Source organism: Pseudotamlana agarivorans (assembly GCF_001642835.1).
GTDB lineage: Bacteria > Bacteroidota > Bacteroidia > Flavobacteriales > Flavobacteriaceae > Pseudotamlana > Pseudotamlana agarivorans.
The window spans coordinates 360,202-373,389 of the sequence record NZ_LXEI01000002.1; the positions used below are offsets into that span (position 1 = coordinate 360,202).

At 35.5% G+C, this 13,188-nt stretch carries 12 protein-coding genes; 10 read left to right on the forward strand and 2 right to left on the reverse strand.

Going from position 1 to position 13,188, the window contains the following annotated elements:
• The first annotated feature begins 2 nt into the window (after positions 1-2).
• Complete coding sequence (locus A6I66_RS04930) at positions 3-1,436, forward strand: FAD-dependent oxidoreductase (protein ID WP_067146202.1); 1,434 nt, start codon at positions 3-5, stop codon at positions 1,434-1,436.
• Between the two features lie 28 nt (positions 1,437-1,464).
• Here A6I66_RS04930 and A6I66_RS04935 read toward each other — a convergent pair whose 3' ends face one another.
• Positions 1,465-2,544, reverse strand: coding sequence for a BamA/TamA family outer membrane protein (locus tag A6I66_RS04935; RefSeq protein ID WP_067146204.1), 1,080 nt, complete (start codon positions 2,542-2,544; stop codon positions 1,465-1,467).
• Between the two features lie 211 nt (positions 2,545-2,755).
• Between A6I66_RS04935 and dnaK the strand changes: the two genes are divergently transcribed.
• The 4 genes from dnaK to A6I66_RS04955 all read left to right on the forward strand — a co-directional run bounded on the left by dnaK (position 2,756) and on the right by A6I66_RS04955 (position 7,189).
• Complete coding sequence (dnaK, locus tag A6I66_RS04940) at positions 2,756-4,660, forward strand: molecular chaperone DnaK (protein ID WP_067146206.1); 1,905 nt, start codon at positions 2,756-2,758, stop codon at positions 4,658-4,660.
• Positions 4,661-4,856: 196 nt separating this feature from the next.
• Positions 4,857-5,375, forward strand: coding sequence for a hypothetical protein (locus A6I66_RS04945; protein ID WP_067146208.1), 519 nt, complete (start codon positions 4,857-4,859; stop codon positions 5,373-5,375).
• Positions 5,376-5,382: 7 nt separating this feature from the next.
• Positions 5,383-5,898, forward strand: a complete 516-nt coding sequence (locus tag A6I66_RS04950; protein WP_067146210.1) for a lipocalin family protein — start codon at positions 5,383-5,385, stop codon at positions 5,896-5,898.
• Positions 5,899-5,956: 58 nt separating this feature from the next.
• Positions 5,957-7,189, forward strand: a complete 1,233-nt coding sequence (locus A6I66_RS04955) for a class I SAM-dependent rRNA methyltransferase (RefSeq protein WP_067146212.1) — start codon at positions 5,957-5,959, stop codon at positions 7,187-7,189.
• Between the two features lie 10 nt (positions 7,190-7,199).
• Here A6I66_RS04955 and A6I66_RS04960 read toward each other — a convergent pair whose 3' ends face one another.
• Positions 7,200-7,703 (reverse strand): hypothetical protein, encoded by a 504-nt coding sequence (locus A6I66_RS04960; RefSeq protein ID WP_067146214.1) that lies wholly within the window; start codon positions 7,701-7,703, stop codon positions 7,200-7,202.
• Between the two features lie 152 nt (positions 7,704-7,855).
• Between A6I66_RS04960 and A6I66_RS04965 the strand changes: the two genes are divergently transcribed.
• The 5 genes from A6I66_RS04965 (at position 7,856) to menD (ending at position 13,074) form a co-directional block, all read left to right on the forward strand.
• Complete coding sequence (locus A6I66_RS04965) at positions 7,856-8,803, forward strand: NAD(P)H-dependent flavin oxidoreductase (RefSeq protein ID WP_067146216.1); 948 nt, start codon at positions 7,856-7,858, stop codon at positions 8,801-8,803.
• Between the two features lie 115 nt (positions 8,804-8,918).
• A complete protein-coding gene (locus A6I66_RS04970; RefSeq protein ID WP_067146218.1) occupies positions 8,919-9,581 on the forward strand; it encodes a hypothetical protein in 663 nt (220 codons plus the stop codon).
• A gap of 93 nt (positions 9,582-9,674) precedes the next feature.
• Positions 9,675-10,100: a PaaI family thioesterase gene (locus tag A6I66_RS04975; RefSeq protein ID WP_067146220.1), complete on the forward strand. Its 426-nt coding sequence runs from the start codon at positions 9,675-9,677 to the stop codon at positions 10,098-10,100.
• A 5-nt stretch (positions 10,101-10,105) separates the two neighbouring features.
• Entirely contained in the window at positions 10,106-11,221 is a 1,116-nt protein-coding gene (locus tag A6I66_RS04980) for a chorismate-binding protein (protein ID WP_067146222.1), read from the forward strand.
• Positions 11,222-11,268: 47 nt separating this feature from the next.
• A complete protein-coding gene (menD, locus tag A6I66_RS04985; RefSeq protein WP_067146224.1) occupies positions 11,269-13,074 on the forward strand; it encodes a 2-succinyl-5-enolpyruvyl-6-hydroxy-3-cyclohexene-1-carboxylate synthase in 1,806 nt (601 codons plus the stop codon).
• Positions 13,075-13,188: the final 114 nt, after the last annotated feature.

The following is a 13,188-nucleotide window of genomic DNA, read 5'->3' on the forward strand; positions in this document are numbered from 1 at the left end:
CTATGAGTAAAATTTATAATGTTGGTATAATCGGTGCAGGTGTTTCGGGAGTCGTCACGGCATTACAATTGGCAAAACATAACATAGATTCTGTATTGTTTGAACAGGAAAAAAGTGTGGTTAACGGACCACCTTTTTGTCATTTACATGCTGGCGGTAATCTTTATCCCGACATTTCTATAGAACAATGCAAGTTGCTTATGAAGCAATCTATAGAAATGGCACGTTTATTCCCAGAATCTATTGATGAACGACCAACATTTATAAGTGTACCTAAAACTGAAAAATACGAAATAGCACAGCTTACAGAACGTTTGGATGCACTCGTTTCATATTATAAGTCCCTTATAGAGGAAGATGACGCCAATGCCATTCTTGGTAAGCCAGAAGCCTATTATAAAGTGTATAGTCAATCTGATTTGGCTGACTTAGCGAAGCAGCCAACTGTTTCGGTGCCAAAATCAGCTGACCAATGGATGATTAATACGCTTCAACTTATTGATTATAGTAAATTAAAAACTCCCGTTATTCTAGTTCAAGAATATGGTTGGAATTTATTTAGGCTAGGAGCACAGGCTCAGTTAGCTTTAGAGAAAAGCACGTATTGCGATTTAAAAATGCAGACTAATGTAAGGAGCATTAAGGATGTAAGGCATGAAAATCTTGACTATAATTGGGAAATCCATACAAAAGATCAGGTTTTTAAGGTGCGCTATTTAGTGAATTCGTCGGGTTTTAAGACAGGAGATTTTGATGCCTCGTTACGCATTAAAGCCGATCGTTTAATTGAGTTTAAGGCGGCTTATGTATCGAAGTGGCAACCCATTACTGGCTTAATACCAGAGCTTATTTTCCATGGTGAGCGGGGAACACCTCGAGGCATGGTACAGCTTACACCGTATCGCGATCACTACTACCAAATACATGCCATGACCAATGCGATTACTTTATTTGAAAAAGGCTTGGTGAAATCAGATGCCGAAATAAAACCTGAATTTGATAAAGCCATTACACAAAAATTAAAACATGGCTGGGAAACTAATGAAGTTAATGAACGCACCGAAAAGGCGATAGCTTCGGTAACCCATTTTTTACCTGCCTTTGAATCGGCAACCGTGGGCGGACCACCATTGTTCGGCGCTCAACAAATTCCTGGTGATGATCCAAGTTTAAGAGTAGGCGAGGTGAGTTTTCCTTGTAAAACTTATGCCCGTAGTGAAATTGTTAAGGCGTCTTCGGCATTAACTGTTGCCAATCAAATAATACATCAAATTCAAGACCTTGGGATTATGTCGAATTTGGGTAAAAAAGGTGATGAAAACGCCTTATTAGAGAGTGTTTCAAAAGTCGAGATAGACGCTTTGGCTCGACAGTTTACGTTGCAACGCGGTTACCCCGAAGCACTATCCCAGTTGCTTATTCCAAGGAAACATTAAGAGTCTCAAGATTTTTTAAATCGTTATTTTAGAAAGCTTCACCAATTCTAAAATAGATACCCCAATCGTCTTTACCTACAGCTGCATCTAACCCGATATTAAATTTTACTTTCTTAAAAGCGGCATAGCGATACCCTACACCTAGACCTGGATAAGCTTTCCAGTCAAATTCTTCGGTGTCAGAACCATACATGGTGGCAATACCAGCAAAACCAACCAACCCCATTTTGTCATTAAAATTATAGCGATACTCGCCTTGTATGGCCATTAAACCATCACCACGGTATTTACCTTCAGAGTAACCACGAATATCTTTTCCGCCAATGGTTACTTGCTGCTGAAACGCGATATCACCTAAACCAAATTGACCAGCAAAACGTGCGGCAATAACATCTTTGCCCTTCCTCGTTGGGAAATATGTGTTATATTCTGACAATATTTTTTGAGCCTTCACGTCGTTGCCAAACCAAGTAGGAAAGGATAAATATCTTAGTAACGCTTTAGAACCTGTTGTTGGATAGTATACGGCATCTCTAGAATCGTATAAACCGTTTAATTCTAAGGCATTTGTTTCTGTGATGTCTTCAGGTTGAACATCATCTTCATATAAGGTATCATAATGGGCGTAGGTATATGTTAGACCTGCATATAAATTTTTAACTATTTTCCGCTGTACCCCAACACTAGCCACCGTAATGTTTGTACCGTAATCATAAAAGCCAGGAGCCTCAATATCTGTCATGTAAAACTGAGAATTTTTGTCACCAGTCATAACAAATAATTTACCACGCCACGAATCTTCCTTAAAATACCATTTATTAAAAAAAGCTATAAAATACGAACCATTTGTTGTGTAAACCGCTGAAAGTCCTGATAAAGATTTAGGTGACACCTTATCTTCTCCATCCAATTTATACATCATCATAGGAATGGCACCTATCATAAAATCTAAATTCCTATTGTAACTCATGTATGGCATAACACTAAAATCCACTTTTTTTTGCTGAAGGGTGTCATGCTGTTTAGCAGTCTGCTCATTATTTTGCTGTGTATAAGCGTTTGTGAGAAAAAAGGTGAAGTATGCAAGAAATAGGATGTGCTTTTTCATAGTTTTTCTTAAATAGTGGTTTAGTATGTGAATTTACTGTGAATTTAACTATTAATGAAACATTGAGCGTTTTATTTGTTGGTCTTGGAAATTTTAAAGTGACAGGTTGTCAGTTTTTTTGTAATGGCATAAAGATTGACTTATACAACTCGAAAATAAAAATGAACACATGTTTCCGTGAAGACGGAAATCTATAAACAAATAAAAAGTTATGAGTAAAATTATTGGAATTGATTTAGGAACAACCAACTCTTGCGTTTCTGTAATGGAAGGTAATGAGCCTGTAGTTATTCCTAATGCAGAAGGAAAAAGAACAACACCATCTGTAATTGCCTTTGTTGAAGGCGGCGAAATTAAAGTTGGTGATCCAGCTAAAAGACAAGCAGTAACAAACCCAACAAAAACAGTTTATTCAATTAAACGTTTTATGGGAAATAAATATTCTGAATCTCAAAAGGAAGCAGAACGTGTACCATATAATGTAGTAAAAGGTGATAATGACACACCTAGAGTTGATATTGACGGTCGTTTATACACACCTCAAGAATTATCGGCTATGATTCTTCAAAAAATGAAGAAAACAGCTGAAGATTATTTAGGTCAAGATGTATCTCGTGCTGTAATTACAGTACCAGCTTACTTCAACGATTCTCAACGTCAAGCTACTAAAGAAGCTGGAGAAATTGCAGGTTTAAAAGTAGAGCGTATTATTAACGAGCCTACTGCTGCAGCTTTAGCTTACGGATTAGATAAAAAAGGAACAGACCAAAAAATAGTAGTATTCGATTTTGGTGGAGGAACACATGATGTGTCTATCTTAGAATTAGGAGATGGTGTATTTGAAGTACTTTCAACAGATGGTGATACACACTTAGGTGGTGATGATGTTGATGAGAAAATCATTAACTGGTTAGCTGATGAGTTTAATGCGGAAGAAAACATGGATTTAAGAAAAGATCCAATGTCACTTCAACGTTTAAAAGAAGCTGCTGAAAAAGCGAAGATTGAATTATCATCTTCAGCTCAAACAGAAATCAACTTACCATATATCACAGCTACTGCTAGTGGACCAAAACACTTAGTGCGTACTTTAACAAAATCTAAATTCGAGCAATTAATCGACGATTTAGTAAAACGTACCATCGCACCATGTGAGTCGGCTTTAAAAGCAGCAGGTTTATCAAAATCTGATATCGATGAGGTTATTTTAGTAGGTGGTTCTACACGTATCCCTGCAGTACAAGCTGCTGTTGAGAAATTCTTCGGAAAAGCGCCAAGTAAAGGTGTGAATCCAGATGAGGTTGTTTCTTTAGGAGCAGGTATTCAAGGTGGTGTATTAACAGGAGATGTTAAAGATGTATTACTTTTAGATGTAACACCTTTATCTCTAGGTATTGAAACAATGGGTAATGTATTTACAAAACTTATTGAAGCCAATACAACCATCCCAACAAAAAAATCTCAGGTTTTCTCTACAGCAGCAGATAACCAGCCATCAGTAGAAATTCACGTATTACAAGGTGAACGTGCTATGGCAGCTGATAACAAAACTATTGGACGTTTCCACTTAAGTGATATTCCACCAGCAAGACGTGGTACGCCACAAATTGAGGTGACTTTCGATATCGATGCTAATGGTATTATTAAAGTGTCTGCGGAAGATAAAGCGACTGGTAAGAAACAAGATATCCGTATTGAAGCTTCTTCAGGATTAAGTGAGGAAGAAATTCAAAAGATGAAAGCTGATGCTGAAGCAAATGCTGAAGCAGATAAAGCTGCAGCTGAAAACGCTCAGAAATTAAATGAAGCTGATTCTATGATTTTCCAAACTGAAAAGCAATTAGAAGAGTTTGGTGATAAATTATCTGAAGATAAAAAACAACCAATCGTTGAAGCTTTAGAAGAATTGAAAAAAGCTTATGAGTCTAAAGATATCGCGGTAATTACACCAGCTTTAGATAAAATTAACGAGGCTTGGAAAGTAGCTTCTGAAGAAATGTACAAAGCGCAAGCTGAAGCTCAAGGTGGACAACCAGGACCAGATGCTGGTGCAGGTGAGCAACCACAAAACGAAGGAAGCGACGTTGAAGACGTAGACTTCGAAGAAGTGAAATAATTTATATTAGAAACACTCACATTTAGACTTTAAATTTTAAAGTCAAAACTCCTAAGAGCGTAACCATAACGGTTGCGCTCTTTTTTTTATGATAGTATAGCGTATAAACCGTTTTAATAAGAACATTTATTTTATAATGGAATTGGTATAATACGCCTAATTCTTGTAATATTGCTTAAATTTTAAATTCCTTCAAATGAAAAAAATACTTGTTTTATTTACCGTATTAAGTGTCGCTTTGACTTCGTGTTCTAATGACGATGATAATTTTACTTCCGAAGATCTTATCGGTAATTGGCAATGTACTGAGGTGACTTACACAGGCTCAGTAACAGTAACTGTAAACGGGCAGTCATCAAAAGCTAATATTGTAGGTAATGGTTTAAATGTAAATAATATGACGACGAGATTTAATGACGCCCCAAAAACGTTATTTACTCAGGGTAGATTTAATTTAGAGCTCGTTGTTACCATTAACGGTGTGGATGAAGTGCATCCAGCACCTTCACAACAACTTTTAGTTGGTGATAGTTGGGTTCAAAATAGTACAAAACTAACAATTTATAATAACGGTGAAGAGGAAGTTTATCATATCGACGAATTACTTCCATCAACCATGACGCTCACGTCTTCACAAAAGGAAACTGTGGTGATTGACGGACAAACAACTACGGTAGATTTTGAGGTTGTAGCCAAGTATCGCAGTGTAAATTAATAACATTATGAAAAAAATTACAACACTTTGTTTAGCCTTCATTTGCATCTTGTCCTCTTGTTCTAAGGATGATGATCAGGGTTCTCATATTTCTGGAGACATCGTAGGAAATTGGATAGGTACTGAAATGACCTATGAAGGTACTATTGAAACAGAAGTTTACGGTGTGCCCGTAGAATCGGACTTTACAGGTGAAGCTTTCGATATTTCTACAGAATTAACCTTTAGCGAAAATCCGAATACTTTGGTTTCGGAGGGCACATACAGTGTAGAAATTGAATATGATTTAGAAGGCGTTAAAAAGATTGAAACCATTGAAGATTTATCCTTTTTAGGAAGTGGTACTTGGGAAATGGATGGCGATACTTTATGGGGTGAAAATGAGAGAGGTGCCTATCAAGCTAAAATTCATAAACTCACCGAAAATGAATTGGTAATCGGTATTGTTCAAACTGAAGACGTCTTGATTGGTGGTACCATGGCAGTAGGAACGGTTCGAGTTACGGCTAAATATGTCAGGTAGTTTTTACTGCTTTAGACGAATAATAACACTTCAAATTTAAAATTCCAACAAAAACGTCATGGCTCTTTTTTCTGAAAAAATAAAAAGTATAAAACAGCCCAAACGACTGGCGGTTAAATTAAATACCAAAGGGGAACAATTTGTTTTACAGGGCCATCCATGGGTATTTTCTAATAACATTATTAAAATTAATGACGGCGCCAAGTCGGGTGATTTGGCTATTATTTTTGGAAAAAGTAAAAACCGTGTGATCGGACTTGGTTTATATGATGCGAACTCGCCTATTCGAATAAAAATGCTGCATAGTGGTTATGAAAAAGCCGAAATTAATGCCGCGTTTTTTCATAAGAAAATTGAAGAAGCTTTTACAAAAAGAAAAGGGCTTTTAAAATCAAATACCAACAGTTATCGATTGCTATTTGGTGAAAACGATGGTTTTGCTGGGCTTATAGCCGATGTATATGCACATGTTTTAGTGGTTAAAATTTACTCTGAAATTTGGTTGCCTTATATCGAAAGTATCATTCCAAGTCTGCAAAAAACAGCAAAAGCCGAAACGGTCGTATTGCGATTAAGTCGAAGTTTAGAACAATCAAAATTACATCAATTTGAAAATGGCGAAGTAATTTACGGTTCATTAGAAAATGAAGTGGTAAAGTTTGTCGAACACAACGTTAATTTTTCAGCTAATGTTATTAAGGGGCATAAAACAGGCTATTTTTTAGATCATCGCGCTAACCGAAAACAAGTAGGGCAGTGGAGTAAAGGTAAAACGGTTTTAGATGTGTTTTCTTATGCTGGCGGATTTTCGGTACATGCGTTATTTAACGGCGCTAAGGAAGTCACCAGTTTAGATATTAGTGCACAAGCTTTAGAAATTGCTGTCCAAAATGGTAAACTTAATGATTACAGTGGAAAGCATAAAGTGATTGTTGGCGATGCTTTTGAGGCATTGACCAATCTTATTAATGAAAATTTCACGTTTGATGTTGTGGTAATCGATCCACCAAGTTTCGCCAAGCAAGCTTCAGAAATTAATCTTGCCAAAAAGAAATATGCACAATTGGCGCAGTTAGGGGAACAGTTAACGGCAAAAAAAGGATTACTTGTTTTAGCTTCTTGCTCATCAAGAGTACTGGCTCAAGATTTTTTTGAAATCAATAGAGGCGTTTTAGATAAGACAAACCGTCCTTATAAAATGATTTTAAATACCGAGCACGATACCGATCACCCCATAGGGTTTCCTGAAGGAGCCTATTTGAAGTGTGGTTATTATCGTTTTCTGGATTAATTTAAAATCCTTATAAAAATTGTCCGATTTCGTTCGTTTTAAGCGATAAGATGTCTTCTTCCTTTTTAATTTTTACTTTGAATACTTGATTTAAAGAATCCTGTTCATGATCATATTTTATGTATTGAACACCTTCAATAATAGACCAATTTGGAAATCTTTTAGAAATAGCTTGCATCACTTCAAGTGGTAACCTTTTGTTTTTATACTTTTCAAAGGTTTTAATAATCTTACCATTTTTGTTATACACTGCTTCAATTTTACCGAAAGTTCTGTAAAAGGATACCGTATACAAATCATTTTCATCATCGTATAAATCTGCAAGTTCTGACTTATGATTATAGGCTAGGAGTTGGTTTTCTAAGGTTTTAATATGTTTTGAAATATGGACTAGGCTTGTCGCATTAATATAGTTTTGGTTATGCGATATGTAAGTGTCAGATAGCGCTATCGTTTGAGCTTTAATATTATAGGCTAAAAACGAAATGAATAGTAACGGATAGAATTTTTTCATGAGTACTGGTTTTTATCTTACAAAATTAGTTATGCGTGCATAATAAAAAAATGATAAATATCATATCAACTGTGATGCTTTGTTAAACTAACAAATTGATTTTTAGGTGTTATGCGTGCATAATATTTTGTTATATTTGAGAAAAATGATTAATGTCTACTAAACTCACACAACTTTTAGATATCAAATATCCTATTATCCAGGCACCTATGTTTCTCGTATCAAATGTAGATATGGTAAAAGCAGCTATGGACTGTGGAATAGCAGGCTGTATTCCAGCATTAAATTATAGAACTTTAGACGAGTTAAAAGTTGCTATTAGGGAACTTAATGCGGCAAAACCTAAATATGGCGCTTTTGGTTTTAACCTCATTGTAAATAAATCTAATGTAAAGTTTAAAAGTCAGTTAGATGTTATTTGTGAATTGGGGTGCGATTTTATTATCACATCACTTGGGAGTCCAGAAGTAACAATTAAGGAAGCTCATAAAGCAGGCATAAAAGTCTTTTGTGATGTGGTCGATTTAAATTATGCTAAAAAAGTAGAATCTTTGGGTGCCGATGCTATTATCGCAGTTAACAACGAAGCTGGTGGTCATCGTGGCCAATTATCACCGCAAGCATTAATTCAGGAACTCGACCAACATTGTCATATTCCCATTATTTCTGCCGGTGGGGTGGGCACTAAAACCGATATTGAAAAAATCCTAAGCTATGGTGCTAGTGGGGTTTCGGTTGGAAGTATATTTATAGCTTCAGAAGAAGCTGGTGTCACTCAGGAGTATAAACAGGCCTGCGTAGACTACGGTAAAAATGATATTGTCATGACCAAGCGCATTTCAGGAACACCCTGTACAGTGATTAACACGCCTTATGTGCAACGTATTGGAACCGATCAAACTTGGTTGGAGTCCGTTTTAAATAAAAATAAAGCACTTAAAAAATGGGTAAAAATGATTCGTTTTGCCATAGGTATGAATGCGACCAAAAACGCAGCGACTAAGGCTACTTATAAAACCGTCTGGGTTGCTGGACCTAGTATAGAACACAGTAATAAAATTTTGCCCGTAAAGGAAATTGTTAAACGATTGGTATGTTAAAATGGTTATTCAGGGCTTAAATCTTTAAAAAGATTAATTATGCACTTGAACTTAATGCTTATATTTGATTTAAAATCTAAATGAACACAAGAATAATTTTATAAAAGAACAAACAATGAAAAGAAAATTTACATTTTTAAGCGCACTTTTAGTTGCTATTGTATTTTATAGCTGCGGACCTTCCATTAAAGTAACTAGTACTTGGAAATCTCCAGATGTTAACCAAATAAAACAAGATAAAATCTTAGTAATTGCTAGAATGGACGATTTGGCCTCTAGACAATTATTTGAACAAGAAATTGCAAGTGCACTAAAAGAGGCAGGTATGAACCCTATGGCTAGCTATATCGCTTATCCTAATGTTGCTGTAAATAAAAAACTAACAGAAGCCCAAGTTAATAAACAAATTGAGCAATTTAAAAGTGATGGCTATCAAGCGGTTGCTTTAACTGTGGTAAAAGATGTAAAAACAGAACTTAATACCGAACAATCTGGAGGGTACGCAACAGGAGGTTATTACCCTGGGTTCTATGGTGGATTTGGTGGTTATTATGGTTCTTTCTATTCACCTTATGGAATGGGCGGTATGTATGTACCAAGTTCTCAACGTACTTACGAGTCAGATATCTATAAGTTAGAAACTGTAGTTTACGATTTAACTAAAGACACTAGTAAACAGTTGGTTGCTGTTGTAGCTTCAGAAATTACAGATCCAGATTCAGCTTCAGGAATTGCTAAACCTTATGCAGAGAAAGTATTAGCGCAGTTTACTAAGTAAAAATCTGCTTTTAAAAGATTAAAATACCGTTTTCAAAACCCTATATTTTGGAAACGGTATTTTTTATTTTAGAATTTTAAAAATTTGTATTCAATGGAATTATCGAAAGAAGCCGTATTAGAAAAAGCCAATGCTGTTTGCAAAAATACCTTAATGGAAACCTTAGACATCGAAATTATCGATGTTGGCGACGATTTTATTTTAGGAAAAATGCCTGTAACATCAAAAGTATATCAGCCCGATGGGGTGTTACATGGCGGTGCTACAGCTGCACTGGCTGAAACCATGGGAAGCTTTGCTGTACAGATTTTAATGCATAATAAAGATGTGTTTGTAAGAGGTATTGAAATTTCTGCCAACCACCTAAAAAGTGTTAAAGACGGTTTTGTTTATGCCCGTGCTGTTTACTTGCATAAAGGGAGGACGACCCAACTCCTAGAAATTCGTGTTACCGACGATCATGATAATTTGATTTCGTTGTGTAAATTAACTACTATTGCACTCCCAAAATCGAAATAAATCGCATGACTACTGAAGCTTTTTTTGAACGTATTAAAACACAATACGAAAACCATTTGCCTTTTGTGGCTTATAGGAAGCCTCATGTATCGAAAGTACAAGGGGTATTTCAAAAAAATGCCGATTTGTTTTTTACAGAAGATTATTCTGAGAAAGGATTTGTATTCGCGCCTTTTGATAATGCTCAAAAAACAGTGATTATGCCTTTTGAAGCTTCAGAAGTACACACGACACTTTATGAGTCTTCAGAAGATTTACAAACCTCAAAGTTTATAGAAACAAAAGAATCTACAGATAAGGCGTTTCATATTAACCTTGTAAATCAAGGGGTAGAAGCTATAAAGAAGTCAGCTTTTAAAAAGGTGGTACTATCTCGAAAGGAAGAAGTCAAGCTATCAGATACAAATCCAATTAAAATCTTTAAAAATCTCTTAAACCGCTATAAATCGGCTTTTGTTTACTGCTGGTTTCATCCTAAAGTTGGACTTTGGTTGGGGGCTACGCCAGAAACATTAATTAAAATTGAAGGAAAACGTTTTTCTATAATGGCCTTGGCGGGTACTCAAAATTATACGGGTGATTTAAACGTAACTTGGGAAGACAAAGAAATTCAAGAGCAGCAATTTGTTACCGATTTCATTTTAGATCACATCAAACCGCTATCCGAAAGTTTTAATACTTCGGCTGTGGAAACTGTGAAAGCAGGCAATTTGGTGCATTTAAAAACAATGATTTCCGCCCAACTTAAAGATGATGTGCCCCTTTCAAGTATTATAAATACCATACATCCCACACCAGCAGTATGTGGATTACCCAAGCAAGAGGCTAAGGAATTTATTTTAGATCAAGAAAATTATAACCGCGAGTTTTACACCGGTTTCTTAGGCGAATTGAATTTTGAGACCAAAATTGCACCACGTTCTGGCCGACGAAATATAGAAAACCGAGCTTATGCGCTAACTCGAAATAGCACACAATTGTATGTGAATTTGCGTTGTATGCAGTTAAAAAAAGGAGCTGCCATGATTTATGTTGGTGGCGGAATTACCCAAAGTTCTGATGCCGAAAAAGAGTGGCAAGAAACCGTTTTAAAATCTTTAGTGATTAAAAGTGTTATATAATTAATCGATTTCTTATTTTTGGTAAGTAACCAAGATTATTATATTAAATGATTTATCCTAAAATACCACTCGCCCAAACTTTAGTTTCCCTGTGTAAATCTAAAGGTATTAAGCACATTGTTATCTCTCCAGGTAGTAGAAACGCCCCATTAACTATAGGTTTTACCAACGATTCATTTTTTAAATGTTATAGCATAATTGACGAGCGTTGCGGGGCATTTTTTGCTTTAGGTATAGCACAACAATTACAGGAGCCAACGGCTGTTGTTTGTACCTCAGGTAGTGCTTTGTTAAACTATTATCCAGCTGTGGCAGAGGCGTATTATAGCAATATTCCTTTAGTGGTGTTATCGGCAGACCGCCCAAAAAACTTAATTGATGTAGGTGATGGTCAAACCATTAACCAAAAAAATGTTTTTGAGAATCATGCTTTGTTTTCAACAGATTTGAAATTGGATTTAAAGGATGAAAAACACATTCATTCTAATGAAGATGTACCGGTTTTAGTTAAAGTTGAAGATCGATTTGAACGTCTATTAGGTTTACAGAAAAACATTCAAAGCTATAATGAAGAAGAAATTAATATGGCTTTAAACATGGCTTTGATGAAAAAAGGGCCTGTTCATATTAATATTCCATTTGATGAGCCTCTTTATGATGTGGTTGAAAAGGAAAGTGTAAAACCAAAAATCATTGAAGCAGTGGCCAAGCCTCACGAGATTGAAGACTATGTTTTACAAACTTGTTTGGAACAATGGGATGTGTCGCCTAAAAAAATGATTCTGGTGGGTGCGAATATGCCTAATCAGATTGAAATGAAATGGCTTGATGAATTAGCAGAAGATGATAGTATTATTGTGTTAACCGAGTCGACTTCTAATATACATCATAGTGGATTTTTTCCTAGCATCGATCAATTAATTGACGGATTATCTACAGAAGAAAAAGAAGCGCTTCAACCAGATATTTTAGTGACCTTTGGAGGATTAATTGTTTCTAAAAAAGTAAAACAGTTTTTAAGAAATTATCAACCAAAGCACCACTGGCATATCGATAGAAAAAGAGCCTACGATACCTTTTTCTGTTTAGACAACCATATTGAAGCGACACCTAATACGTTTTTTGAATCCTTTTTACCTAAAATACTACATTACGTAAAAAGTCATTATAAAACCCATTGGCTAGATGTAAAAGCGAAGCGCCTTAAAAAGCATAAAGATTATATTAAAAACATTCCGTTTTCAGATTTAAAAGTTTTTAATAGGGTTTTAAAATCGATTCCAGACGATAGCATTTTACAAGTAGGGAATAGCTCCGCTATCAGATACACGCAGTTATTCAAAGTAAACAAAACTTTAGAAGTGTACTGCAACCGTGGTACCAGTGGTATTGATGGTTGTACATCAACAGCTATTGGATGTGCTGTAGCTCGAGAAGATAAGCCTACAGTGTTATTAACGGGTGATTTAAGTTTCTTATACGACAGTAATGCCCTTTGGAATAATCATATTCCTAGTAATTTTAGAATTATTGTGGTGAATAATCAAGGTGGAGGTATTTTTAGAATTTTGCCAGGACATAAAGACACCGAGAACTTCGACACCTATTTTGAAACCAATCATAACCTAACAGCAGAGCACTTGTGTAAAATGTATGGCCTAGATTATCAATCGGTTGATAACGAAGAAGCCTTAGCTTCATCCTTAACATCTTTTTATGCTGAAGCCAATCAGCCTAAATTGTTAGAGATTTTTACGCCTAAAAAAGTGAACGACGAAGTGCTTTTAAAATACTTTGAGCACTTAAAAGAAACGCCTAAGAAAAAAATAGATAGTGATGAGGTTGAAAAATAGTCTGTTAAGTCTATAGAACAGGGTGTTAATTCACTTTTTATATAATAAAGTTTAAATTAAAACGCATAGGATATTTACTATGCGTTTTTGTTTTTTCATAAACATAACTTTCGC